This is a genomic window from Hydrogenophaga sp. L310 (genome assembly GCF_055703065.1).
On record NZ_JBVPZA010000001.1, the window covers coordinates 315,759 to 341,794 of the forward strand.

Here is a 26,036-nt window from a genome sequence, read left to right on the forward strand (position 1 = left end):
GCCAGCATTCCGTTGAGACCCGGTGGCGTCGCCAGACGCACCGGGTTTCTTTTTGGGGTTGTTCAACAGGGGGTTAATCCCGACAAAAACGCATGGTCAAAGTCCGGTTTTGTAAGTATGATCCATGCTTATATTGACAAAAGTGTGGTCTGCCATGGAACAAATGATCGAGTCCGATGCCAATGTCGAGAAGGTGCGCGTGTTCGAAATGGCCGCCGAGCTGTTTGGCGTGCTGGCCACGCCCATGCGGTTGCGCATCCTCAGCGCGCTGTGCGACAAGGAAAAATCGGTGTCCCAGCTGCTGCAGGAAATCAACACCACCCAGCCCAACCTGTCCCAGCATCTGAACCTGCTGTACCGGGCGGGTGTGCTGGCCAAGCGCAAGGAAGGTACCCAGGTCATCTACCGGGTGCAGAGCGAAAAGGCGGTCACGCTGTGCCGCACGGTCTGCACGCAAATCGCGATCGAAATGGACGAACCCAGCGCTGTGCCGGCATCCGAGCGCCTTTCGCCACGCGTGGTTTCCTGATTCCAGATCGTTGCGCCTGACACGGCGCTGTCGCATCGCGCGGCTGCAACATCGCCCGGGTGATTCCACCCCACGGGCTTCTTCACTGCATTCTTTTTCCCTGAGCCTGCGCTCTGGTGGCACAATCACGGGCTGCAGTCAGGTCCTTCCACAGTCACTGTCGCATCCGCCAATCGGTTAAGCCGTGTCGCGGGAGGTTTCTTTAACCAGCTAATGTTTCCCAGAGGGAAGCGGAGGTCAGCGAATCTATGAGCAATTCCCCATCGAATGGGGGCAACGTCTATGTTGCCTACCAGAACAATTCCTATCTCTTCGGTGGCAACGCGCCGTACGTGGAAGAGATGTATGAAAACTACCTGGAAAATCCAGGCAGCGTGCCGGACAACTGGCGCGGTTACTTCGACGCCCTTCAGCACGTGCCTGCCGGTGACGGCTCCGACGCCCGCGACGTCCCACACCAGCCGGTCATCAATGCTTTTGCCGAGCGCGCCAAACAAGGCGGTACCAAGGTCGTTGTGGCCGCGGGCGCCGACTCCGATCTGGGCCGCAAGCGCGTCGCCGTCCAGCAGCTGATCGCCGCCTACCGCAACGTCGGTTCCCGCTGGGCCGATCTGGACCCGCTCAAGCGCACCGAGCGTGACAGCATTCCCGAACTTGATCCCGCGTTCTACGGTTTCTCCGACGCCGATTTCGAAACTGTCTTCAACACCAGCAACACCTTCTTCGGCAAAGAAGTCATGTCGCTGCGTGATCTGCTCAACGCGCTGCGCGAAACCTATTGCGCCAGCGTGGGTGCCGAGTACATGTACATCAGCGACCAGATCCAAAAGCGCTGGTGGCAGGAAAAGCTGGAAGCCATCCGCAGCAAACCTGCGTTCAATGCCGAGAAGAAAAAGGACATTCTCGACCGCCTGACCGCGGCCGAAGGCCTGGAGCGTTTCCTGCACACCAAGTACGTGGGCCAGAAGCGCTTCTCGCTCGAAGGTGGCGAGAGCTTCATCGCCGCCATGGACGAGCTGATCCAGCAGGCCGGCGCACAGGGCGTGCAGGAAATCGTGATCGGCATGGCCCACCGTGGCCGCCTGAACGTGCTGGTCAACATCCTGGGCAAGATGCCCAAGGACCTGTTCGCCGAGTTCGACCACACCGCTCCTGAAGACCTGCCCGCCGGTGACGTGAAATACCACCAGGGCTTCAGCTCGGACGTGACCACCCCTGGCGGTCCGGTTCACCTCTCGCTGGCCTTCAACCCTTCGCACCTGGAAATCGTGAACCCGGTGGTGGAAGGTTCGGTGCGCGCCCGCATGGACCGCCGCGGTGACCCCCAGGGCAAGCAGGTGCTGCCGGTGCTGGTGCACGGCGACGCCGCGTTTGCCGGTCAGGGTGTGAACCAGGAAACCCTGGCGCTGGCCGCGACCCGTGGCTACACCACGGGCGGCACGGTGCACCTGATCATCAACAACCAGATCGGTTTCACCACCTCCGACCCGCGCGACCTGCGTTCCACGCTGTACTGCACCGACATCGTCAAGGGCGTCGAAGCCCCGGTGCTGCACGTCAACGGTGACGATCCCGAAGCCGTGGTGCTGTGCATGCAGCTCGCGCTGGAGTACCGCATGACCTTCCGCAAGGATGTGGTCGTGGACATCATCTGCTTCCGCAAGCTGGGCCACAACGAGCAGGACACGCCGAGCCTGACCCAGCCGCTGATGTACAAGAAGATCAGCGCCCACCCCGGTACCCGCAAGCTCTACGCCGACAAGCTGGCCGCGCAGGGTCTGGGCGAGACGCTGGGCGATGACATGGCCAAGGCCTACCGCGCCGCGCTCGATGCCGGCCGCCACACGGTGGATCCGGTGCTGACCAACTTCAAGAGCAAGTTTGCGGTCGACTGGTCGCCCTTCCTCGGCAAGAAATGGACCGACGCGGGTGATACCGCGATCCCGATGGCGGAGTGGAAGCGCCTGGCCGATCGCCTGACCACCATCCCGGACAGCGTGAGCCCGCACCAGCTGGTGAAGAAGGTCTACGCCGACCGCGCGGCCATGGGCCGTGGCGATATCCCGGTGGACTGGGGCATGGGCGAACACATGGCGTTTGCCTCTCTGGTGGCCAGTGGTTTCCCGGTGCGTCTGTCCGGCGAAGACTGCGGCCGTGGCACGTTCACGCACCGCCACGCCGTGATCCACGACCAGAACCGTGAGAAGTGGGACACCGGCACCTACACGCCGCTGCAGAACGTGGGCGACAACCAGGCGCCGTTTGTGGTCATCGACTCCATCCTGTCCGAAGAGGCGGTGCTGGGCTTTGAATACGGTTATGCCTCCAACGACCCGAACACGCTCGTGATCTGGGAAGCCCAGTTCGGCGATTTCGCCAACGGCGCCCAGGTGGTGATCGACCAGTTCATCGCTTCTGGCGAAGTGAAGTGGGGCCGTGTCAACGGCATCACGCTGATGCTGCCGCACGGTTACGAAGGCCAGGGCCCCGAGCACAGCTCGGCGCGTCTGGAGCGTTTCATGCAGCTGGCCGCCGACACCAACATGCAGATCGTGCAGCCCACCACGGCGAGCCAGATCTTCCACATCCTGCGCCGCCAGGTGATCCGCAACCTGCGCAAGCCGCTGGTGATCTTCACACCCAAGTCGCTGCTGCGCAACAAGGACGCCACGTCGCCGCTGTCCGAGTTCACCAAGGGCAGCTTCCAGACGGTGATTCCCGAGAGCAACGCCGCCGTGGTCAAGAACGCGGACAAGGTCAAGCGCCTCATCTGCTGCTCGGGCAAGGTGTATTACGACCTGGTCAAGAAGCGCGAGGAACGTGGCGATGACGACGTGGTCATCCTGCGTGTGGAGCAGCTCTACCCGTTCCCGCACAAGGTGTTCGGTGCCGAGATCAAGAAGTACCCCAACGCCACCGACATCGTGTGGTGCCAGGACGAGCCGCAAAACCAGGGCGCCTGGTTCTTTGTGCAGCACTACATCCACGAGAACATGCTCGATGGCCAGAAGCTGGGTTACGCCGGCCGGGCCGCTTCGGCCTCGCCCGCAGTGGGATATGCGCACCTGCACCAGGAGCAGCAGAAGACCCTGATCGAAGCCGCTTTCAGCAAGCTCAAGGGCTTCATCCTCACCAAATAATCCGGACCCGCGCCGGCCTGGTGCCTCCGTCAAGGGGCGCGAAGATGGCTGGCGCGAATCGCAAAAAATCAAGGTAGAAGACACATGGCAATCGTAGAAGTCAAAGTTCCGCAGCTCTCCGAGTCCGTGGCCGAGGCCACCCTGCTGCAATGGAAAAAGAAGGTCGGTGACGCCGTCACCGCCGACGAGACTCTGATCGAGATCGAGACCGACAAGGTGGTGCTGGAATGCCCGGCGCCGTCGTCCGGCGTGCTGGTGGAAATCCTGCAAGGTGATGGCGCCACCGTGGCTGCAGAACAGCTGATCGCCCGCATCGACACCGCCGCCGTGGCCGGTGCCACTGCGCCTGTCGCCGCAGCTGCACCTGCCGCAGTAGCACCGGCACCTGTGGCCGTTGCTGCCGCCGCAGCCTCCACGAGCAAGGCCGGCGTGGCCATGCCCGCCGCTGCCAAGCTGATGGCCGACGGCGGCATGGCGCCGGGCTCAGTGCCCGGTACCGGCAAAGACGGCCGCGTGACCAAGGGTGACGTGCTCGCCGCCGCTGCGGCGCCCAAGGCCGCCGTGGCCGCGCCCGTGGCGATCCCGACGGGCGCGCCGACCAAGGTGCTGCCGCAGGTGGCGACCGTGGCCCCCGATCTGGGCGACCGCCCCGAAGAGCGCGTGCCCATGACCCGCCTGCGTGCCCGCGTGGCCGAGCGCCTGCTGCAGTCGCAGTCGACCAACGCCATCCTGACCACGTTCAACGAAATCAACATGGCTCCGGTCATGGACATGCGCAAGCGCATGCAGGAACGCTTCGAGAAGGAACACGGCGTCAAGCTCGGTTTCATGAGCTTCTTCGTCAAGGCCGCCGTGCACGCGCTGAAGAAGTTCCCGGTGCTCAACGCCTCGGTGGACGGCAACGATATCGTCTACCACGGCTACTTCGACATCGGTATCGCCGTTGGTTCGCCGCGCGGCCTGGTGGTGCCCATCCTGCGCAACGCCGACCAGATGAGCTTTGCCGAGATCGAGAAGAAGATCGCCGAATTCGGCCAGAAGGCCAAGGACGGCAAGCTGGGCATGGACGACATGACCGGTGGCACCTTCTCCATCTCCAACGGCGGCACCTTCGGCTCGATGATGTCCACCCCCATCATCAACCCGCCGCAGTCGGCCATCCTGGGCGTGCACGCCACCAAGGAACGCGCCATGGTCGAAAACGGCCAGGTGGTGGTGCGCCCGATGAACTACTTCGCCATGTCCTACGACCACCGCATCATCGACGGCCGCGAAGCCGTGCTGGGTCTGGTGGCGATGAAGGAAGCGCTGGAAGATCCGGCTCGCCTCTTGTTCGACATCTGAAGAGATCGGATTCACTCCCTTTCTTGCTCACTTCGTGTAGCCGAATCCCCCCTCAAGGGGGCAATCCCAGCGGCCCGGCGAAGCCGGTTCCGCGGGATTTCTGGAAGTTGTGGCGTCGCGTGTCTGCGTTGACGTTCCTTCCGGGGTTTGAAAAACCTCATTGAAAGAACAAACATGTCTCAAGCATTTGACGTCGTCGTGATCGGCGCCGGCCCCGGCGGCTACATCGCCGCCATCCGCGCTGCCCAGCTGGGCTTCAAGGTCGCGTGTATCGACGAGTGGAAAAACGCCGCTGGCGGCCCGGCCCCGGGCGGCACCTGCACCAACGTCGGTTGCATTCCGTCCAAGGCCCTGCTGCAGTCCAGCGAGCACTTCGAGCACGCCAACCACCATTTCTCCGAGCATGGCATCAGCACCGGCAAGGTGACGATGGACGTGGCCAAGATGGTGGGCCGCAAGGACACCGTGGTGAAGCAGAACAACGACGGCATCCTCTACCTGTTCAAGAAGAACAAGATCACCTTCTTCCACGGCCGTGGCTCGTTCTTGAAGGCGGCTGACGGTGGCTACGAAGTCCAGGTATCGGGTGCCAAGGAAGAGGTCCTCACCGGCAAACAGATCGTCATCGCCACCGGCTCCAACGCCCGCGCGCTGCCCGGCACGCCGTTCGACGAGGTCAACGTGCTGTCCAACGACGGCGCGCTCAAAATCGGCGCCGTGCCCAAGAAGCTGGTGCTGATCGGCTCCGGCGTGATCGGCCTGGAAATGGGCTCGGTCTGGCGCCGCCTGGGCGCTGACGTCACCATCCTCGAAGGTCTGCCGACCTTCCTCGGCGCGGTGGACGAGCAGATCGCCAAGGAAGCCAAGAAGGCCTTCGACAAGCAGGGACTGAAGATCGAACTCGGCGTGACCGTCGGCGAGATCAAGACCGGCAAGAAGGGGGTGAGCGTGGCCTACACCAACGCCAAGGGCGAAGCTCTGACGCTGGACGCCGACAAGCTGATCGTCTCGATCGGCCGCGTCCCCAACACCGTCGGCCTGAACGCTGAAGCCGTGGGCCTGGCGCTGGACGAGCGCGGCGCCATCATGGTGGACGCCGAGTGCAAGACCAACCTGCCGGGCGTGTGGGCGGTGGGCGATGTGGTGCGTGGCCCCATGCTCGCGCACAAGGCGGAAGAGGAGGGCGTGGCCGTGGCCGAGCGCATCGCGGGCCAGCACGGGCATGTCAACTTCAACACCATTCCCTGGGTCATCTACACCAGCCCCGAGATCGCCTGGGTCGGCCGCACCGAACAGCAGCTCAAGGCGGACGGTGTGGCGTACAAGGCGGGCACCTTCCCGTTCCTGGCCAACGGCCGTGCCCGCGCGCTGGGCGACACGACTGGCATGGTCAAGTTCCTGGCGGATGCGACCACCGACGAGATCCTGGGCGTGCACATCGTCGGCCCGATGGCTTCAGAGCTGATCTCCGAAGCGGTGGTGGCCATGGAGTTCAAGGCCAGTGCGGAAGACATCGCGCGCATCTGCCATGCGCACCCGTCGCTGTCGGAAGCCACGAAGGAAGCCGCACTCGCGGTGGACAAGCGCACCTTGAACTTCTGATCCGGGTTCGCCCTTGTCGGTCCGCAGCACCTACGAAGCCGCGCTCAAGGAGCGCGGCTACACCACCGACCCCGCCCAGCAGCGTGCCATCGATGCGCTGGAGCGGTGTGCGTCCGAGTGGGCAACGTACAAGCAGCGCCGCTCCAACGCGCTGAAGAAGATGTTTGTCAACCCGGAGATCCCGCGCGGGGTTTACATGTTTGGCGGGGTGGGGCGGGGCAAGAGCTTCCTGATGGACTGCTTCTACAACGCGGTCCCTCTGCGCCGCAAGACGCGGCTGCACTTCCACGAGTTCATGCGCGAGGTGCACCGGGAGTTGCGCGACCTGCAGGGCACAGTGAACCCGCTGGACGAACTGGGCGCGCGCATCGCCAAGCGCTACAAGCTGATTTGTTTTGACGAATTCCATGTGGCGGATGTGACCGACGCCATGATCCTGCACCGCCTGCTGGACGCGCTGTTCAAGGCCGGCGTGGGCTTCGTCACCACCTCCAACTTCCATCCGGACGGCCTGTACCCGGACGGTCTGCACCGCGACCGCATCCTGCCGGCCATCGAGCTGCTGAAATCGCGTCTGGAGGTGCTCAGCGTGGACAACGGCACCGACTACCGCCAGCGCACGCTCACGCACATCCAGCTGTACCACTGCCCGCTGGGACCGAAGGCCGACGCGGCAATGGAAAAGACCTTTGGCGAACTGGCCGAAATGACCGACCAGGACCCGGTGATGCACATCGAGTCGCGCGAAATCCGCTCGCTGCGCCGCGCTGGTGGCGTGATCTGGTTTGATTTCCGCACGCTCTGTGGCGGGCCGCGCTCGCAGAACGACTACCTGGAAATCGCGTCGCAGTTCCACACGCTGCTGCTGTCCAACGTGCCGCAGATGGCGGTGCGCCAGGCGTCCGAGGCGCGCCGGTTCACCTGGCTGATCGATGTGCTGTACGACCGGCGTGTCAAGCTGGTGATGTCGGCCGCCGTTCCGCCGGAGCAGCTGTATCTGGAAGGGCCGATGTCGCACGAGTTCCCGCGCACGGTATCGCGCCTGGGCGAGATGCAGTCGGCCGAATACCTGACGCTGGAACACCGGCAGGTGGATACCGGTCTTACTTGACGGCGTAGCCCCCACACTCCGCCGCTGCGCGGGTCGCTGCCCCCAAGGGGGCTGTTTCGCCTTGGGGCAGCCCGGCGGCGAAACCCGCATGGCGCAGAAAAGCGTTCAACCCAAGGGGTCAAACTTGACGATGGTCAGCGACAGATTGTCGCCCATGCCTTTGGCACGCGAACGCGCTTTCTGGATCAGGAATTCGCACGCTTCACGCGGGGTGAGCATGGCCACCGTACTGGCGAGTTCTGCCGGCGTGAAGTAGTGCCAGACACCGTCGCTGCAGGCGAGCAGGGCGTCTCCCGGCCCGAGCTTGTGCGCCACGTGGATGTCCACCGGGGGATCGTTGTCGGTGCCCAGGCAGCCCATGAGGATGTTGGAGTGGGGGTGGTCCAGCGCCTCTTCTTCCGTGATCTCGCCCTGGTTGACCAGGGTCTGCACATAGGAATGGTCCATGGTGCGAAAGATCATCTGACCGTTGCGGAAGTGGTAGATGCGTGAATCGCCAGCGTGGATCCAGTGGCTGTCGCCACCCGGGTTCACCAGGAAGGCTGCGACAGTGCTGTGCGGTTCCTGTTCGGCAGAGACCGCTGTCAGCTTGATGACCAGATGCGACTCTTCCACGATCTGGCGCAGCATCGCCGACGGGTCGTCGGTCTCGGGATCAAAGCGTTCAAAGAGCTGTCGCGCGGTCAGCATGACCTGGTCCGATGCCTTGCGCCCACCGCTGCGTCCCCCCATGCCATCGGCGATCACCGACAGCAGGCAGCCGTCGTGGCGCTGGTGGTGGAGCAGGCAGACCTGGTCCTGCTGGTAATCGCGATCACCCCGGTGGATGCCGGTGGACGCGTGGATGCGGTAGCCTTTGGACATGTGGATCAAAAATCAGGGCGACACAGGCGGTGTCGAGGCGATGCGAATGGTAACGAGAATTCCCTACAGAGACCGAGACTATCACCAAATGCGCTTGATTCATCCGGCTGGCGGGCCGTGGTGTGTGGTGTCCTGTTGCGCCTTGTCCACCATCGGGTTGTCGGTGCCAGCGGGAGGCGTCGTTTGACCGGTTTTGTGGACGCGGTCGAGGCTGTTTTTGCCGCCGATGGACCCTTGGCTGTGACCACCCCCGGAGGTCTGCAGCCGCGCCAGGCGCAGATTCACATGGCGCGCGCCGTGGCCGAGGCCCTGGAGGCGCAGACCTGGCTTGCGGTGGAGGCCGGTACGGGTGTGGGCAAGACCTTTGCCTACCTCGCGCCGCTGTTGTTGAGCGGACGCCGAGCCCTGCTGTCGACCGCCACCCAGTCTCTGCAGGAACAGCTGTTTGCGCGCGACATCCCGGCGCTGAGCCGGGCGCTGGGTCTTCCGGTGCGGGTGGCCTTGCTCAAGGGCCGCGCCAGCTACGTCTGTCTGCAACGGCTGGAGCAGGCGCGCAGCGGGCCTGTGGCCGGCACGTTGCGCGACCCGGCGCTGGCCGCCGGGCTGGAGCACGTGCAACGCTGGGCCAGCGCATCGGTGCAGGGCGACCTCGCCGAATTGGCGGGGCTTGATGAGCGCTCGCCGCTGCGCCCCTGGGTCAGCTCCACGCGAGAGAACTGTCTGGGGGACGCTTGCCCGCGGCTGGCGAGCTGTCATGTGAACCGGGCCCGGCGTGCGGCCCAGCAGGCCGACTGGGTGGTGATCAACCACCACCTGTACTTCTCGGATCAGGCCGTGCAGGCGTCTGGCCTGTCGGAACTGTTGCCGCAGGTTGAGGTGGTGGTGTTTGACGAGGCCCACCGGCTCAACGAGATCGGGGTGCAGTTCATGGGCGTGTCGCTGGACTCGGGGCGATTGCGCGCGCTGGCGCGCGAACTGGCGAGCCAGGGGCCGGTGTGGGCGCGCGGTCAGCGACCCTGGGCGCATCTGGCGCTGGAGCTGGAGCAGGCCGTTCACCACCTGGCACGGGTTCCACGGTCGGGTGCGGTACCCGCTGGGCGTTGTCGCTGGTCGTCGCCAACCCCCGAGGGGCTGGATCCGCGACTCTGGACGCAGGCCTTGCATGGCCTGGCCCAGGCCCTGCGCGCCATGGAGCAGGCGCTGGAGGCTACCCAGGGTGCTGCGGTCGAGCTGCAGCGCCTCCTGGACACCGTGCGGGGATTGTTGGCCGACTGGCCCCGCTGGACAGAACCACCGACGGCCAGCACAGCCCGTGAAGCCGTGCGTTGGGCCGATGTGGACGAGGCCGGTGGCTGGCGCCTGGTCAGCGTGCCGCCGGACGCTTCGTCCCGCTTTGCGCTGGCGGGCACGGCGCCTCAGGCGGCGCGCAGCTGGATATTCACTTCGGCCACGCTGGGCGGCGACGATGCGCTGCGCTGGTTCACCGAGCCGCTGGGCCTGCATCACCACGAGGGGTTGCGCACCCTGCGACTGCCCAGTCCGTTTGACCACGCCTCGCTGGCCTCCCTGTATGTGCCCCACGACCTGCCGGAACCCGGTGAACCCGATCACACGCCGCGGCTGGCGCAGGCGGTTGCGCGTTGGGCGTCGCGCCTGGGCGGGCGCACCCTGGTACTGACCACCACCCTGCGCGCGGCCAGCCGCATGACCGATCTGCTCGCTGAAATGTTGCCCATCGGCCCGGGCGCTGCGCTGCAGGTGCTGGGCCAGGGTCGTTTGTCCCGGCGTGCGCTGCTGGCGCGGTTCCGCGCGGCTGCCGGCGTTGGTCAGCCGGGTGCCATCCTTGTGGCGTCTGCGTCGTTCTGGGAGGGTGTGGATCTGGCCGGTGATGTGCTGCAGCTGCTGGTGATCGACAAGCTGCCTTTTCCCTCACCCGGCGATCCCTTGATCGAGGCGCGGGCCCAGAAACACACCGATGCCGGGCTCAGCGCGTTCAACGGTGTCTATCTGCCCCAGGCAGCGCTGGCGCTCAGGCAAGGGGTCGGGCGCCTGATCCGCAGCGAAACCGACCGCGGGGTGCTGGTGATCGGAGACCGGCGTCTGCTGACCCGGTCCTATGGCAATGCCTTGCTGGCCGCGCTGCCACCGATGCGGCGACTGGTGGACGAAGACGAAGTGATGCGCGCGCTGAAAGAGCTCGCGCTCACCAGAGCTTCCACCAGGGCTCGCTGACGGACTTGCCACCCTGGCCGAGGTAGGCGCTTTGCGGGTAGTTGGCCTGCATCACCCGGCGGGCATCGTCACGCAACTGGGTCATGCCGAGTGCGTCGTAGCTGCGCACCAGAATGAACAGCGCTTCTTCCAGTGCCGGGGCGTCGGTGTAGTCGGTCAACGCACTCTGCACCCGGTTGATGGCGGCCACGTAGGCGCCCCGGTTGTAGTAGTAGCGGGCGACGTGTACCTCGTACTGCGCCAGTGAGTTCACGATGTAGGTCATGCGCACGCGCGCATCGGGCGCATAACGCGAATCGGGGAATCGTGTCACGACCTCACGCAGCGATTCGAACGAGGCCTTGGCCGCCTTCTGGTCGCGCTCGGACAGGTCCTGCCGCGCAAGCGAACCGAACAGGCCCAGGTTGTCATTGAAGTTGACCAGGCCCTTGAGGTACAGCGCATAGTCCAGCGCGGGGCTGGCGGGATGCAGGCGCAGAAAGCGGTCGAGCGCGGCCAGGGCCTGTGCCTGTTCGCCGGCTTTGTAATGGGCGTAGGCCTTGTCAAGCTGGGCTTGTTGGGCCAGCGGCGTGCCGGCTGCACGGCCTTCGAGCTTTTCGTACAGCGTCACGGCCTTTTCGAAGTTGCCGGCATCGCGCTCTTCAATGGCTTCGCTGTAAATCTTGTTGGGGCTCCAGCCCACGGTTTCGTCCACCGGCGTGCTGCTGCACCCCCACAGGGCGAGCAATGGTCCCAGCGTGCACAAAGACACAGCCGATAATCTGAACGAACGCTTCACACGCACACCTTTACAACAGGAAAACAGGTCTTGGCAGCAGAAATTATATCGACGGGGGGGCAGCCGACACCGGGGATGACCCCTGAGCCTTCCGAGCCAATGAACGGCGGCGATGACGTCCTGCTGGAAACCGAGACCCGTTGTTGCGAAATTCCGGTCGAGATGCACGGCTGGCGGGTCGACCGCGCACTGGCCCGCCTGATTCCCGAGTTCTCGCGTTCCTACCTGCAGCAGCTCATGGCCGATGGTGCGGTTCAGTTGCTCGGAACCACGGTCCACAAGCCGTCGGCCCGCGTCCAGGTGGGGCATCTGCTGCGGGTCGAATTGCGCCCTACGCAGCAGGCCATGGCCTTCGTCGCCCAGCCGATGGCGCTGGACGTGGTTTTCGAAGACACGCACCTGCTGGTGATCAACAAGCCCGCCGGGCTCGTGGTGCACCCGGCGGCCGGGAACTGGAGCGGCACGCTGCTCAATGGGCTGCTGGCCCACCACGCTGCTGCAGCCCAGTTGCCGCGCGCGGGCATTGTTCACCGGCTCGACAAGGACACCTCGGGCCTGATGCTGGTGGGCAAGAGCCGGCCGGCGGTGGACGCCCTGGTGCGTGCCATCGCTGCACGAGAGGTGCATCGCGGGTATCTCGCGCTGGCGCAGGGCCGCTGGAAGGGCGCGGCCGAGCAGGTGGTGGACCAGCCTGTGGGCCGCGACACCCACAACCGCTTGCGCATGGCGGTGCTTCGGCCCGGTGCCACCAGTGGCAAACCCGCCCAGACCACCATCCGGCTGCTCGACGGCAACGACCAGGCCTGCCTGGTGGCCTGCAAGCTGCACACCGGCCGCACGCACCAGATCCGGGTGCACATGGCCTGGCTGGGGCATCCGCTGGTGGGTGATGCGCTGTACGGCGGCAAACCTTTGTTCGGTATGCTGCGCCAGGCCTTGCACGCCACGCGCCTGCGTCTTTTGCACCCGATCTCGGGCGTTCAGCTCGCATTCCAGTCCGCGCCACCGGGCGATTTTCAGGAAGCACTGGAACAGGCCGGGCTCCATTACAATGATGCCCAGTTGGGGTGACGCCACCCTGGCTGTGCAAAAGCCTTCAGCAGGCCGCTTTTTCGGGATGGTTCCCGATGATTTTGACAGCCCCACCCGGATGGCTCCGCCCGATGCCCTGATGTTGCGGACCGCCTGGTGACCCAGCCCCGCCGCCGGGCGGGCACACCAGCAGCCTTCGCATCCTCCGCAGCCCGGACCGGACAACCGGTTTTTGACAGACACCAGCGATGAACACCACGGATGCCCGACGCGTCCTCGAGACCGCTTTGATCTGCGCGCCGCAACCGCTCTCCGTGCGGGAGCTGGGCGTGCTTTTCGACATGGAGGTCTCGCCCGACACCCTCAAGAGCCTGCTGGCTGACCTGCAGCTGGAGTGGGCTGGTCGCGGCGTGGAGTTGGTGCAGGTGGCCAGCGGCTGGCGCTTCCAGAGCCGGCCGGACATGCGTCCCTACCTGGACCGGCTGCACCCCGAAAAGCCCCCCAGATACACCCGCGCGACGCTGGAAACGCTGGCCATCATCGCCTACCGCCAGCCCGTCACCCGGGGTGACATGGAAGACATCCGCGGCGTGACCATCAACTCACTGCTCCTGAAGCAACTTGAAGACCGGGGCTGGGTCGAAGTGATCGGTCACCGCGAAACGGTGGGACGACCGGCCCTGTTTGCCACCACCCGCCAGTTTCTGGACGATCTGGGCCTGGCTTCGCTGGACCAGCTGCCGCCGCTCGAAGGCAGCGAGGTGCAGGAGTCCGCGCTGGACAGACTGGACTTCGAGGCGCTTTCATCGAGCCTGGTGCCCGAGGCGGGCGAAACCGTTGAGGTGTCATTGATAGACGCCGAACCCACCGAATCCGAAACCGCGACCGAGATGCCCGAGCCTTCCACAGGAACACCATGACCATGGCGAACACCCCCACACCTCCAGACACCCCCCGCGAGGTCGAAATGGTCGAACCCGTCGGCCACGACACGACCGCGCCGCAGGCGCAGAGTGATGTCCCTGTGGCGCCGGCCCGGCCCCCGGTCGAAGCACCCGTCGCATTGCAGTTCGATGACGTGGTCAGTGGCGCATTTGATGCTGAGCAGGAACAGGACCTGCCACTGCCGACCAAACGCGTGCTCGCGCCCCAAGCCGACTCGCCGAAGCTGCACAAGGTGCTGGCGCAGGCGGGCATGGGCTCGCGGCTGGAGATGGAACAGTTGATCCTGGAAGGTCGCATTTCCGTCAACGGCGAGCCCGCCCACGTGGGCCAGCGCATCCAGTTTGGCGATGTGATCAAGGTCAATGGCAAGCAGGTGCGTGTGCGCATGACACCGCCGCCGCCGCGCGTGCTGGCCTATCACAAGCCTGCAGGCGAAGTCGTGTCCCATGATGATCCGCAGAACCGCCCCACCGTGTTTCGCCGCCTGCCGCGCCTGTACCAGGGCAAATGGCAATCGGTCGGGCGACTCGATCTGAACACCGAAGGCCTGCTGTTGCTGACCGACTCGGGCGAACTGGCGAATCGCTTGATGCACCCGCGTTTCGGTCTGCAACGCGAGTACGCGGTGCGCGTGCTCGGTGCCTTGTCCAATGAAGAAAAACAGCGCCTGCTCGACGGTGTGCGACTGGACGACGGTGTGGCCCAGTTCTCGAGCATCGAAGACGGCGGCGGTGAAGGGGCCAACTGCTGGTACCGCGTGACCATCGGCGAGGGGCGCAACCGCGAGGTGCGCCGCATGCTCGAAGCCGTGGGTCATGCGGTCAGCCGCCTGATCCGCATCCGTTACGGCGCCATGATGCTGCCGCGGGGGCTCAAGCGGGGTGTCTGGGTGGAGCTGGACCAGCAGGACATCGACCGACTGACCGCTGCTGCCGGCATGCCGGCAGCCACTGGCGACGACCGTGCACCCCGTGGCCGGCACCCGGCCACGCGCGGTAAGCCGGCACCCAAGGGTGGCGGGCGCAACTACGGCAACCCGCCCGGCAGCCGGGGTGAAGCGCCCGCTGTGCGGCGCAGCAGCATGTTTGGGACACCCTCCGACAACCCCAAGGCCCGTGGCGGCAAGCCCGGCGGGCAGGGCGGCGGCGCTGCCCAACCCGATCCCTTGAAAACCTCGTTCGGCTACATCGGCCAGGACGCCCTGCAGCGCAAGCGCGAGCAGGATGGCGCTCGTGGCGGTCCGTCCGGCGGTGGTCGCCGCCGTGGTGGCGGTGGCGGGCGTTCTGGCGGGCGCTGAGCTTCCAGGGCTGCGGCGCGTGCCCCGTGCAAGTCACGGGGCGATGTAGAATCAAAGGCTTTGCAGCACCGCGAAAAAATCGTTTTTATCAATAAATTCAAGGACCACCATGGCCATCGAACGCACCCTCTCGATCATCAAACCCGACGCCGTTGCCAAGAACGTGATCGGCCAGATTTACGCCCGTTTTGAAGCTGCCGGCCTGAAGGTCGTGGCCGCCCGCATGGCCCACCTGTCGCGCGGCGAAGCTGAACAGTTCTACGCTGTGCACAAAGAGCGTCCTTTTTTCAAGGACCTGGTGGACTTCATGATCTCTGGCCCGGTGATGATCCAGGCGCTGGAAGGCGAAGGCGCGATTGCCAAGAACCGCGACCTGATGGGTGCTACCGACCCGAAGAAGGCCGCAGCCGGCACCATCCGCGCCGACTTCGCCGACAGCATCGACGCCAACGCCGTGCACGGCTCTGACGCCCCCGAGACGGCCGCCGCTGAAGTGGCGTTCTTCTTCGCCGGCATGAACGTCTACACGCGCTGAAACAGCCGCGCGTTGATCATGTGATGACGGCCAACCTGCTCGACCTTGATCTTGAGGGCCTGGCCGCCTTTTGCGAACAGCTGGGCGAAAAGCGTTTCCGCGCCGTCCAGCTGTTTCGCTGGATCCATCAAAAAGGGGCCTCTCGTTTCGACGAGATGACCGATCTCGCCAAAAGCCTGCGCGAGAAACTGCCCTCGGTCTGCCACATCACCGACCTGCCGGTGCTCTCGCGCCAGGAATCGACCGACGGCACCATCAAGTGGCTTTTCGATGTGGGTGACGGCAACGCGGTGGAAACCGTGTTCATTCCTGAAGACGATCGGGGCACCCTCTGCATTTCTTCCCAGGCCGGATGTGCCGTGGGATGCCGTTTCTGCTCCACCGGCCACCAGGGATTTTCGCGCAACCTCACCACCGGCGAGATCCTGGCGCAGCTCTGGCACGCCGAACATTTCCTGCGCAAGCACCTGAAGTCCTCCGACCGCGTGATCACCAATGTGGTGATGATGGGCATGGGCGAGCCGCTGCAGAACTACAGCGCCCTCGTGCCCGCCCTGCGCGTGATGCTGGACGACCACGGTTATGGCCTGTCACGCCGCCGGGTCACGGTGTCGACCTCGGGTGTCGTACCGATGATCGACCGCCTGGCGCAGGACGTGCCGGTGGCGCTGGCCGTTTCGCTGCATGCGCCCAACGATGCCCTGCGCGACTCGCTGGTACCGTTGAACCGCAAATACCCGATCGCCGAGCTGCTCGACGCCTGCCTGCGTTACCTGCCGGCCGCGCCGCGCGACTTCATCACCTTCGAGTACTGCATGCTGGAGGGGGTGAACGACCAGCCCGAGCACGCGCAGCAATTGCTGAAGCTGGTCAAGACGCGCGGTGGTCGCGGCGTTCCGTGCAAAATCAACCTCATTCCGTTCAACCCCTTCCCTGACTCGGGGCTCAAGTGCTCACCGCGTGCCGTGGTACTGCGCTTCGGGCAGATCCTCAACGAGGGCGGGGTGGTCACGACGGTGCGCAAGACCCGTGGCGATGACATCGACGCTGCCTGCGGCCAGTTGGCGGGCGACGTGCTCGACCGCACCGACGCAGCCCGCCGCCTGGCCGAGCGCCGCCAGGACGCCGCCGTGCAACCCATCCGATTCGTGCACACAGCCAAGGACCCACAGGTATGACAGACGCATTTGCCCACAGCCACCGGGATCACGCTCCTTCCATGTTGCCGGCCGCTTCGTGTGTGGTGCCCGGCGCCCGGGCAAACGGCGAAGGACAGCGATTCTGGGTCAGCACCGTGATGCTGTGGCTGCTGCTGGCCGCCGGTGTGGCACTGTTGTCGGCTTGCGCCGGGGCACCGGCTTCGGCCACCACGACCACGGCCGAGCCGATCACCGATTCCGATGAACCCGAGACGCGCAAGCGGGCCCGGATTCGCCTGGAGCTGGCGTCGAGCTATTTTGAACAAGGGCAAAACACGGTGGCGCTGGACGAAATCAAGCAGTCGCTGGCCGCCGACCCGGGCTACGGGCCGGCGTACGTGTTGCGCGGGCTCGTCTACATGCGGCTGAACGATGCCCGGCTGGCCGAGGACAGTTTCCGCCGCGCCCTGCAGATCAATCCCCGTGACCCGGACGCACTGCACAATTACGGCTGGTTCACCTGCAACCAGAACCGTTACACCGAAGCCATCCAGCTCTTTACCCGGGCGCTGGCCAGCCCGGTCTACGGAGGCCAGGCCAAGACCTACATGGCCAAGGGGATCTGCCAGACCCGCATGGGCCAGCTGGCCGAGGCCGAAGGCAGTTTTGCGCGCTCCTACGAGCTGGACGCCGCCAACCCCATCACAGGCTACAACCTGGCGGCGCTGCTCTTCAAACGGGGTGACGACACGCGTGCCCAGTTCTATATCCGGCGTCTGAACAACTCCGATCTGGCCAATGCCGAGACGCTGTGGCTGGGCATCAAGGTTGAGCGCAAGTTGAACAACACCGCTGCGGTCGGCCAGCTGGCGCAACAGCTGGAGCGGCGGTATCCGAAGTCGCGTGAATGGGCGGCCTACCAACGGGGTTCGTTCCATGAATGAGTCGGTGATCCACGATCAACAGGTCAACGGCGCCTGCGCTGTAGAACCGGTCTGGTCCGCACCGGTGCTGCTGCGCCAGGCGCGGGAAGCCGCGGGCCTGCACATCGCCGCACTGGCGGCGGCGCTGAAGGTGCCGGTCAAGAAGCTGGAAGCGCTGGAAGCCGGGCGTTATGACGAGCTGCCCGACCTGACGTTTGCACGTGCACTGGCGTCCAGTGCCTGCCGCCAGCTCAAGACCGACCCGGGTCCCATCCTCGAACAGATTCCCCAGGGGAACATGCCTGTGCTGGGCGACTCCCGACTGACCATCAATGCGCCCTTCAAGGGCGATCAGGGTGCGTCGACCTTCAGTCCCCTGGACGGACTGCGCCGTCCGGCGGTGTTGATTGCTTCGCTGGCGCTGCTGGGAGCGCTGTTGATTGCGTTGGTGCCCGACTGGAGTGCCTTGCCGGGGAAGGACCTGCTGACAGGCGCCACGGGTGTTTTCAGCAGCGATCCCACGACTGGAAAAGTGGTGACGACCGTTGTGCCACCTGCGCCGGGTTCAGACTCGCCGGACTCCAGCGCCGTGTCGCAGGTGTCCACTGTGACCGACGTGCTTGCTGCGCCAGCCTCTGGCGCACCGGCCGAGCCTGTGCTGGCTCAGGCTCCAGTGCTTTCTGAAACGCCACCCGTTGCGCTCGCTGAACCGGTCGCTTCGGGCAGCCTCCTGATCCTGCAGGCGACCAGCGACTCCTGGGTCGAAGTGATCGACGGCACGGGCAAGGTGCAGGTGCAGCGCATGCTCAAAGCGGGTGATGCGCTGAATTTTTCCAGCCCGCCGCCCTATTCGGTGGTGCTCGGTCGCGCCGATGCGGTGCAGGTTCAGGTGCGCGGGCGTCCATTTGACGTGACGCCTTTTGCCCGCAACAGCGTGGCCCGATTCGAGGTGAAATGACCATGGACATGCCCGTAGCCAACCGGTCTGTGATGGAGAACAACCCAACCGCTGCACCGGTCGCACTGGCTGGCGCCCGACCGCGCAGGACGCGGCAGGGGGTGGTGTCCTGGGGCGATCATCACGTGACGGTGGGTGGTGACGCGCCGGTGCGCCTGCAGTCCATGACCAACACCGACACGGCCGACGCCATCGGCACCGCGATCCAGGTCAAGGAGCTGGCCATCGCCGGGTCCGAGCTGGTGCGCATCACGGTCAACAACGACGAAGCCGCCAAGGCGGTGCCCCACATCCGCGAGCAGCTCGACCGCATGGGCATCTACGTGCCCCTGATCGGCGACTTCCATTACAACGGCCACAAGCTGCTGAGCGATCACCCGGCCTGTGCCAAGGCACTGTCCAAGTACCGCATCAACCCCGGCAACGTGGGCAAGGGTGAAAAAGGCGACCGCCAGTTCGCCCAGATGGTCGAGATCGCGGCGCGCCACGACAAGGCCGTGCGCATCGGCGTGAACTGGGGCAGCCTCGACCAGGATCTGCTGGCCCGCCTGATGGACCAGAACTCGCAGCGTGCCGAGCCCTGGGACGCGCGCCAGGTGATGTACGAGGCGCTGATCATGTCGGCGCTCGACTCCGCGGCCAAGGCCGAGGCGCTGGGTCTGAACGGCAACAACATCTTCCTGTCCTGCAAGGTCAGTGGCGTGCAGGACCTGATTGCGGTCTACCAGGCCCTGGCCCAGCGCTGCGATTACGCGCTGCACCTGGGCCTGACCGAAGCCGGCATGGGCACCAAGGGCGCCGTGGCATCGACGGCGGCGCTGTCGGTGCTGCTGCAGCAGGGCATCGGCGACACCATCCGGGTGTCGCTCACGCCGCAACCCGGCGAGGCCCGCACGCAGGAGGTGGTGATCGCTGCCGAGATCCTGCAGGCGCTGGGCTTGCGCGCCTTCGTGCCCAGCGTCACCGCTTGTCCGGGTTGTGGCCGCACCACCAGCACCACCTTCCAGGAACTCGCCAAGCAGATCGACGACTACCTGCGCTCGTCGATGCCGGCCTGGCGCGCGCGTTACCCCGGTGTCGAGAACCTGAAGGTCGCGGTGATGGGCTGCATCGTCAACGGCCCCGGTGAAAGCAAGCACGCCGACATCGGCATCAGCCTGCCAGGTACCGGCGAAGCGCCGGCTGCGCCCATCTTCATCGATGGCCAGAAGGCGATGACCTTGCGCGGCGAAGGCATCGCCCGCGAATTCCAGCAGATCGTTGAAAACTACATAGAAAAGAGATTCGGCGCAGCTGTCTGACTTTGTCTCTGGTGCCGCTGGACGGTGCCGGCATTTCAGATGGTGCCCGGTCGCACCGCATTCCCATGGCAGAAAAACTCAGCGCCGTCAAAGGCATGAACGACATCGCTCCTCCCGTGTCCGCACACTGGGAGTGGCTCGAAGACAAACTGCGCTCGCTCATGCAGCGCTACGGCTACCGCAACCTGCGCACACCCATCGTGGAGCCCACGGCACTGTTCGTTCGCGGCCTGGGCGAGGTGACCGACATCGTCGAGAAGGAGATGTATTCCTTCGAAGACCGGCTCAACGGCGAGCAGCTGACCCTGCGCCCGGAAAACACCGCCGGTGTGGTGCGTGCTGCGGTTGAACACTCGTTGCTGTACGACGGTGGCAAGCGCCTCTATTACATGGGGCCGATGTTCCGCCACGAGCGCCCGCAGCGTGGCCGCTACCGCCAGTTCCACCAGTTCGGTGCCGAGGCGCTGGGCTTTGTCGGCCCCGATGTGGACGCCGAGCTGATCGTGCTCGCCTGCGACCTCTGGGCTGAACTGGGTCTGGAAGGCATCGAGCTGGAAATCAACAGCCTGGGCCAGCCGGCCGAGCGCCAGGCGCACCGCCAGGCGCTGATTGCCTACCTGGAAGGCCACGCTGACCAGCTCGATGAAGACGCCAGGCGCCGTCTGCACAGCAACCCACTGCGCATCCTGGACACCAAGAACCCGGCGATGCAGGCGCTCGTCAACGCGGCGCCGCGCCTGATGGACCACCTGGGCACCGAGTCGCTGGACCACTTCAACCGCCTGCGTGGTCTGCTCGACGCCCACGGCATCGCCTACCGCATCAACCCGCGCCTGGTGCGCGGCATGGACTACTACAACCTCAGCGTGTTCGAGTTCGTGACCACGCAGCTGGGGTCGCAGGGCACGGTCTGCGCCGGTGGCCGCTACGACGGCCTGTTCGAACAGATTGGTGGCAAGGCCGCACCGGCCGTGGGCTGGGCGCTGGGCATGGAGCGCATCCTGGAGCTGCTGAAAGAGCAGGGCAGGCTGCCCGAACAGCCCACGCCTGATGCCTACGCCGTGGTGCCCGATGCGGGCAGCGTGTCCCGGGTCATGCCGGTGTTGCGCGCCCTGCGCCAGCAGGGCGTGCGGGTGCAGATGCACGCTGGCGGTGCCGAAGGCATGGGCAGCATGAAGTCGCAATTCAAGAAGGCCGACGCCAGCGGGGCGCGTTTTGCACTTATCTTTGGCGCCGATGAGCTGGCGCAAGGTTTGGTGTCGGTCAAGCCCTTGCGCGGTTCGCGTCCGGGTGAAGGGGCAGGGGACATGCCCGCCCAGGTGACCCAGCCGCTGGCCGATCTGGCCGCCTGGGCGCAGAGCCTGCGCTGAGACCTTTTGCTCCGGGCATGCCCCGGTCAGCCCTGGCCACCGGCAGCGCCCTACAATCCCACGTTACTCACTGACTACCACCCATGGCCAAACACCTCGACCTTGAAGAGCAGGAACAGCTCGACCAGATCAAACACTTCTGGGACCAGTACGGCAATCTGATCACCTGGGTCTTGATCGCTGCGTTTGGCAGCCTGGCTGCCTGGAACGGCTGGAACTACTGGCAACGCGATCAGGCGACCAAGGCATCCGCCCTGTACGAAGAAATCGAGCGCGCCGCACTGGCGGGCGATGCCGACAAGATCGGGCGGGCCTACGCCGAAATGAAAGACCGCTTTGCCAGCACCACGTTTGCCGCACAAGGGGCTTTGCTGGCGAGCAAGACGCTGTACGAAGCCGGCAAGGCCGATGGTGCACGCGCGGCGCTCACCTGGGTGTCGGAAGAGTCGTCGGACACATCGCTCCAGGCCATCGCCCGTTTGCGGCTGGCGGCGCTGGATGTGGAATCCAAGGCTTTTGACCAGGCCTTGAAGACACTGGAAACGCCGATGCCCAAGGCCTTCGAGCCGCTCGCTGCGGACCGCCGGGGCGATGTGTTCCTGGCCCAGGGGAAGACCGAAGAAGCCAAGGCCCAGTACCAGGCCGCATGGCGTGCGCTGGGTCCACAAACCGAATACCGCCAGCTGGTGGAAGTCAAACTCGCGTCGCTGGGGGTGGATGCTTCCACGCTGGGCGGCGCTGCGGAGGTGACGCGTTGATGAAGTCAATCATGCCCCAGGGAACTGGGTTTTCGGTGCAACCGGCTAAACGGAGGCGTTCGCTCCTGTCTGGGCTGGGTGTCGCCGTGGTCATCGGGCTGTCCGCCTGTTCTTCTTCGCCCGCCAAATTTGAACCGGCGCCCCTGCCGCCACCTGCGGCTTTGCTGGGCGCCAATCTCGCCTGGTCGACCCAGGTGGGGACATCCGGGACCGCTTTGATGCCGCTGGTCACGCCCGGCCGCGTGTTCGTGGCGGGCTCCACGGGCACCGTAGCGGCGCTCGATGCCGACACGGGCAAGGATGTCTGGCGCGTGGATCTGCGCACCGGCATTTCGGCGGGCGTGGGGTCGGATGGCCAGACGGCCGCCGTGATCACGCAGTCCAACGACCTGGTGGCCATTGCCGAGGGGCGTGAACTCTGGCGCGTGCGCTTGCCGGCCCGCGCGTTCACGGCGCCACTGGTGGCGGGGCAGCGCGTGTTTGTGCTGACGGCGGACCGCAGCGTGACGGCCTTTGACGGTCGGACCGGTGCACGCCTCTGGAGCCAGGCCCGCCCGGGTGAACCGCTGGTGCTGGGGCAGTCTGGCGTGCTGCTGGCGGTGGGTGACACCCTCGTTGCCGGCTTGTCCGCGCGCCTGACCGGCCTGAATCCCCTCAACGGCACGATCCGCTGGGAGGCCCTGGTGGCCAGCGCCCGGGGCACCAACGAGGTCGAACGCCTGGTGGACCTGGTGGGCACTGTCAGCCGGCAGGGCGACAGTGTCTGTGCGCGCGCCTTTGGCGCCGCAGTGGGTTGTGTGGACACCAGCCGTGGCGCTGTGGTGTGGAGCAAACCCGCACGCGGTTCCACCGGCGTGCATGGCGACGACCGCATGGTGTTTGGCACCGAATCCGACGGCCGCGTGGTCGCCTGGCAACGCGCCAACGGTGAACGCAGCTGGGAAATCGAACGCCTCAAATACCGCGAACTCACGTCGCCGCTGGCCGTGGGCCGCGTGGTGGCCATTGGCGACAGCAAGGGACTGGTGCACCTGCTGTCCCGCGAGGACGGCAGCGAAATGAACCGGCTGTCAACCGACGGGTCACCGATCGTCGGTGCCCCGGTGCTGGCCGGGCAGATCCTGGTGGTGCAGACGCGCAACGGCGGCGTCTACGGCTGGCGTCCCCAATAACGATTGCAGGGCGAACCGCCGGTTCGCCTGGTCCTGAACGAAAGCTCTGTAGTGAAACCCGTCATCGCTCTGGTGGGGCGCCCCAATGTGGGCAAGTCCACCCTGTTCAACCGCTTGACGAGTTCTCGCGACGCCATCGTGGCCGACTTTGCCGGCCTGACCCGTGACCGGCACTACGGCAATGGCAAATCGGGCAAGCAGGAATACATCGTCATCGACACCGGTGGCTTCGAGCCCGCGGCCGAGTCTGGCATCTACAAGGAAATGGCCAAGCAGACCCGACAGGCCGTGGCCGAGTCGGACGTGGTGATTTTTGTTGTCGATGCGCGCGCCGGCGTCAACGCCCAGGACCATGAAATCGCCAAGTACCTGCGCCGCCTGGGCAAGCCCACCGTGCTGGTGGCCAACAAGGCCGAGGGCATGACGCAGGGTCTGCAACTGGTGGAATTTTTTGAGCTGGGTCTTGGCGAGGTGGTGCCGGTGTCCGGCGCACACGGTCAGGGCGTGCGCTCCATGCTGGATCTGGCGCTGGAGGCGATCCCGGGTCTTGCCGAAGAAGACGAAGAAGCGGCGGAAGTCGACACCGGTGTGATCCGCCTGGCGGTGGCGGGGCGTCCCAATGTGGGCAAGTCCACATTGATCAATGTCTGGCTGGGCGAAGAGCGCCTGGTGGCCTTTGACCTGCCAGGCACCACGCGGGACACCATTTCGGTGCCCTTCGAGCGCGGTGGACAAAAATACGAGTTGATCGACACCGCAGGCATCCGTCGCAAAGGGCGGGTGTTTGAGGCCATTGAAAAATTCTCGGTTGTCAAAACGCTGCAGGCGATTGAAAACGCCCATGTGGTGCTGCTCTTGCTGGACGCCACCCAGGGCGTGACCGATCAGGACGCGCACATTGCGGGCTACATCCTGGAGAGCGGACGCGCCGTGGTGCTGGCGATCAACAAATGGGACGCCGTCGATGCCTACCAGCGCGAGCAGATCGAGCGCCAGATCGAAACCCGACTGGCGTTCCTGAAGTTCGCCTCGCTGCACCTGATCTCGGCCCAGAAGCGCCAGGGTCTGGGCCCGGTCTGGAAGTCGATCGCGCAGGCTCATGCGTCGGCCATGCGCAAGATGTCCACCCCCGTGCTCACGCGCTTGCTGATGGAAGCCGTGGCCTTCCAGGCGCCCACCCGCAGCGGCATGTTCCGCCCCAAGATGCGCTACGCGCACCAGGGCGGCATGAACCCGCCCGTGATCGTGATCCACGGCAATTCGCTGGAACACGTGCCTGACGCATACACCCGCTTCCTTGAAGGCCGCTTCCGCAAGGCGTTTGACCTCGTGGGCACGCCGCTGCGCATCGAGTACAAGACGTCGGAGAATCCATTCAAGGAGTGAGCGTCTTTCCCGCCATCGCCTGTTCAAGCACAGCGGTGTGGTATGGTGCGCCTCCTATCAACTTTTTTTGAACACGGAGCATATCGTGAGCAATAACAAAGGCCAGCTCTTGCAAGATCCCTTCCTGAACCAGCTTCGCCGGGAACACGTTCCCGTGTCGATTTACCTGGTCAATGGCATCAAACTGCAAGGCCAGATCGAATCGTTTGACCAGTACGTCGTGTTGCTGCGCAACACCGTGACACAAATGGTTTACAAGCATGCGATCTCCACCATCGTGCCGGGCCGCCCGGTGCAATTTTCCGCAGCCGGCCCGGACGAAGCGCCAGCCTCTTGATCCAGCCCCTGAACCCTGCCGTGTTGGTCACGGCACAGGCGGCTGTTGAATGGCATTGAACCCGTCCGCCTCTCAAAACCCGTCCACCCCTGCGGTCATTCTGGTCGGGGTGGATTTCGGGCTGCCGCATTTTGACGCCGAACTCGAAGAACTCGGTCTGTTGGCTCAGACGGCGGGCTTCACCGTGGCCGATCGGGTCAGCTGCAAGCGCCGCGCACCCGACCCGGCCCTGTTTGTCGGGTCTGGTAAAGCTGAAGAGATCAAAATGCTCGCCCAGTCCACGGGTGCCAGCGAAATTCTTTTTGACCAGGCGCTGAGTCCGGCGCAGCAGCGCAACCTGGAGCGCACGCTCGGCCTGCCGGTCAATGACCGAACGCTGCTCATACTGCAGATATTCGCCCAGCGCGCCCGCAGCCATGAAGGCAAGCTGCAGGTGGAGCTCGCTCGCCTGCAATACCTGTCGACCCGGCTGGTGCGCCGCTGGTCGCACCTGGAGCGGCAAAGCGGCGGCATCGGCATGCGCGGAGGACCTGGTGAAACCCAGATCGAGCTCGACCGCCGCATGATCGGTGACAGCATCAAGCGCACCAAAGAGCGGCTGGAGAAGGTCAAGAAACAGCGGGCCACGCAACGCCGCCAGCGCGAACGCCGGGATGCGTTCGCGATTTCGCTCGTGGGCTACACCAACGCCGGCAAGTCGTCGATCTTCAATGCCCTGGTCAAAGCCCGCGCGTACGCGGCCGACCAGCTGTTCGCCACGCTCGACACCACCACCCGGCAGTTGTATCTGGGCGAAGCAGGGCGTTCAGTGTCCTTGTCCGACACCGTGGGATTCATCCGGGATCTGCCCCACGGGCTGGTCGACGCGTTTGCGGCCACCCTGCAGGAGGCCGCCGACGCCGATCTGCTGCTGCATGTGGTCGATGCGTCCAACCCCTCGCATCTGGAGCAGATTGCTTCGGTGCAGGGTGTTCTCAAGGACATCGGTGCCGACCGTGTGCCGCAGATCCTGGTGTTCAACAAGCTCGATGCCATGGACCCGGCTGCAGTGCCCCGCGTGCTGGAAGATGTGATGGAACTTGATGGCGTGTTGATGCCTCGTATTTTTGTGAGTGCCCTCACGGGCGACGGTCTTCCGGCGTTGCGGGCCTTGCTGGCGAAGCAGGTGACGCCGTCCGAGGGCCCGGATGGCGGCAATACCGCGGGGGAGATGTCCTTGATCGGGAATGAGCGGCCCTGATTGGGCACAATGTCATGGTTTTGATTCGAATAGAAGTTGGCAA

22 protein-coding genes are annotated in these 26,036 nt (G+C 65.0%); 20 read left to right on the plus strand and 2 right to left on the minus strand.

What is annotated here, in order from left to right; translation table 11 throughout:
* Positions 1 to 154: 154 nt before the first annotated feature.
* From AC0GNO_RS01535 to zapE, 5 genes are all read left to right on the plus strand, one after another.
* The gene (locus AC0GNO_RS01535; RefSeq protein WP_305360507.1) at positions 155 to 529 is read left to right on the plus strand and encodes an ArsR/SmtB family transcription factor; all 375 of its coding nucleotides are present in this window, start codon (positions 155 to 157) and stop codon (positions 527 to 529) included.
* Positions 530 to 777: 248 nt separating this feature from the next.
* On the plus strand, positions 778 to 3,669 hold the full coding sequence (locus tag AC0GNO_RS01540; RefSeq protein WP_472887327.1) for a 2-oxoglutarate dehydrogenase E1 component: 2,892 nt from the start codon (positions 778 to 780) through the stop codon (positions 3,667 to 3,669).
* 84 nt (positions 3,670 to 3,753) lie between these two features.
* Entirely contained in the window at positions 3,754 to 5,013 is a 1,260-nt protein-coding gene (gene odhB, locus AC0GNO_RS01545; RefSeq protein WP_472902705.1) for a 2-oxoglutarate dehydrogenase complex dihydrolipoyllysine-residue succinyltransferase, read from the plus strand.
* A gap of 174 nt (positions 5,014 to 5,187) precedes the next feature.
* Positions 5,188 to 6,615, plus strand: coding sequence for a dihydrolipoyl dehydrogenase (gene lpdA / locus AC0GNO_RS01550; RefSeq protein ID WP_472902706.1), 1,428 nt, complete (start codon positions 5,188 to 5,190; stop codon positions 6,613 to 6,615).
* 13 nt (positions 6,616 to 6,628) lie between these two features.
* Positions 6,629 to 7,726 (plus strand): cell division protein ZapE, encoded by a 1,098-nt coding sequence (gene zapE / locus AC0GNO_RS01555; RefSeq protein WP_472902707.1) that lies wholly within the window; start codon positions 6,629 to 6,631, stop codon positions 7,724 to 7,726.
* Between the two features lie 105 nt (positions 7,727 to 7,831).
* Here the strand turns inward: zapE and AC0GNO_RS01560 are convergent, their stop codons facing one another.
* Positions 7,832 to 8,590: a PP2C family protein-serine/threonine phosphatase gene (locus AC0GNO_RS01560; protein WP_472887323.1), complete on the minus strand. Its 759-nt coding sequence runs from the start codon at positions 8,588 to 8,590 to the stop codon at positions 7,832 to 7,834.
* 240 nt (positions 8,591 to 8,830) lie between these two features.
* On the opposite strand from AC0GNO_RS01560, the gene AC0GNO_RS01565 reads away from it, so the two are divergent.
* On the plus strand, positions 8,831 to 10,822 hold the full coding sequence (locus AC0GNO_RS01565; RefSeq protein WP_472902708.1) for an ATP-dependent DNA helicase: 1,992 nt from the start codon (positions 8,831 to 8,833) through the stop codon (positions 10,820 to 10,822).
* Here the strand turns inward: AC0GNO_RS01565 and AC0GNO_RS01570 are convergent.
* On the minus strand, positions 10,794 to 11,573 hold the full coding sequence (locus AC0GNO_RS01570) for an outer membrane protein assembly factor BamD (protein WP_472887321.1): 780 nt from the start codon (positions 11,571 to 11,573) through the stop codon (positions 10,794 to 10,796). The genes AC0GNO_RS01565 and AC0GNO_RS01570 overlap by 29 nt on opposite strands.
* 102 nt (positions 11,574 to 11,675) lie before the next feature.
* Between AC0GNO_RS01570 and AC0GNO_RS01575 the strand changes: the two genes are divergently transcribed.
* The 14 genes from AC0GNO_RS01575 (at position 11,676) to hflX (ending at position 25,993) form a co-directional block, all read left to right on the plus strand.
* On the plus strand, positions 11,676 to 12,671 hold the full coding sequence (locus AC0GNO_RS01575; protein ID WP_472902709.1) for an RluA family pseudouridine synthase: 996 nt from the start codon (positions 11,676 to 11,678) through the stop codon (positions 12,669 to 12,671).
* A gap of 209 nt (positions 12,672 to 12,880) precedes the next feature.
* Positions 12,881 to 13,552 (plus strand): SMC-Scp complex subunit ScpB, encoded by a 672-nt coding sequence (gene scpB, locus AC0GNO_RS01580; protein ID WP_472902710.1) that lies wholly within the window; start codon positions 12,881 to 12,883, stop codon positions 13,550 to 13,552.
* A complete protein-coding gene (locus tag AC0GNO_RS01585) occupies positions 13,549 to 14,874 on the plus strand; it encodes a pseudouridine synthase (protein WP_472902711.1) in 1,326 nt (441 codons plus the stop codon). The genes scpB and AC0GNO_RS01585 overlap by 4 nt, the downstream gene beginning before the upstream one ends.
* A 109-nt stretch (positions 14,875 to 14,983) precedes the next feature.
* Positions 14,984 to 15,409 carry a nucleoside-diphosphate kinase gene (gene ndk / locus AC0GNO_RS01590; RefSeq protein WP_305360518.1) on the plus strand — a complete coding sequence of 142 codons (426 nt, stop codon included), beginning with the start codon at positions 14,984 to 14,986 and terminating at the stop codon, positions 15,407 to 15,409.
* A 23-nt stretch (positions 15,410 to 15,432) separates the two neighbouring features.
* On the plus strand, positions 15,433 to 16,587 hold the full coding sequence (gene rlmN, locus AC0GNO_RS01595) for a dual-specificity RNA methyltransferase RlmN (protein ID WP_472902712.1): 1,155 nt from the start codon (positions 15,433 to 15,435) through the stop codon (positions 16,585 to 16,587).
* Positions 16,588 to 16,706: 119 nt separating this feature from the next.
* On the plus strand, positions 16,707 to 17,492 hold the full coding sequence (pilW, locus tag AC0GNO_RS01600; protein ID WP_472887380.1) for a type IV pilus biogenesis/stability protein PilW: 786 nt from the start codon (positions 16,707 to 16,709) through the stop codon (positions 17,490 to 17,492).
* Entirely contained in the window at positions 17,485 to 18,429 is a 945-nt protein-coding gene (locus tag AC0GNO_RS01605; protein WP_472887316.1) for a RodZ domain-containing protein, read from the plus strand. Before pilW ends, AC0GNO_RS01605 begins: the two co-directional genes overlap by 8 nt.
* Positions 18,430 to 18,461: 32 nt before the next feature.
* Positions 18,462 to 19,730 (plus strand): flavodoxin-dependent (E)-4-hydroxy-3-methylbut-2-enyl-diphosphate synthase, encoded by a 1,269-nt coding sequence (gene ispG, locus AC0GNO_RS01610; RefSeq protein ID WP_472902981.1) that lies wholly within the window; start codon positions 18,462 to 18,464, stop codon positions 19,728 to 19,730.
* 65 nt (positions 19,731 to 19,795) lie between these two features.
* On the plus strand, positions 19,796 to 21,100 hold the full coding sequence (gene hisS, locus AC0GNO_RS01615; RefSeq protein ID WP_472902713.1) for a histidine--tRNA ligase: 1,305 nt from the start codon (positions 19,796 to 19,798) through the stop codon (positions 21,098 to 21,100).
* 83 nt (positions 21,101 to 21,183) lie between these two features.
* Complete coding sequence (locus tag AC0GNO_RS01620; RefSeq protein WP_472887314.1) at positions 21,184 to 21,858, plus strand: YfgM family protein; 675 nt, start codon at positions 21,184 to 21,186, stop codon at positions 21,856 to 21,858.
* A gap of 11 nt (positions 21,859 to 21,869) precedes the next feature.
* Positions 21,870 to 23,030, plus strand: coding sequence for an outer membrane protein assembly factor BamB (bamB, locus tag AC0GNO_RS01625; protein WP_472902714.1), 1,161 nt, complete (start codon positions 21,870 to 21,872; stop codon positions 23,028 to 23,030).
* A gap of 51 nt (positions 23,031 to 23,081) precedes the next feature.
* Positions 23,082 to 24,416 (plus strand): ribosome biogenesis GTPase Der, encoded by a 1,335-nt coding sequence (gene der, locus AC0GNO_RS01630; RefSeq protein WP_472902715.1) that lies wholly within the window; start codon positions 23,082 to 23,084, stop codon positions 24,414 to 24,416.
* Between the two features lie 67 nt (positions 24,417 to 24,483).
* Positions 24,484 to 24,753: an RNA chaperone Hfq gene (hfq, locus tag AC0GNO_RS01635; protein ID WP_177134908.1), complete on the plus strand. Its 270-nt coding sequence runs from the start codon at positions 24,484 to 24,486 to the stop codon at positions 24,751 to 24,753.
* A 49-nt stretch (positions 24,754 to 24,802) separates the two neighbouring features.
* Positions 24,803 to 25,993, plus strand: coding sequence for a GTPase HflX (gene hflX, locus AC0GNO_RS01640; protein ID WP_472902716.1), 1,191 nt, complete (start codon positions 24,803 to 24,805; stop codon positions 25,991 to 25,993).
* The last annotated feature ends 43 nt before the right edge of the window (positions 25,994 to 26,036 follow it).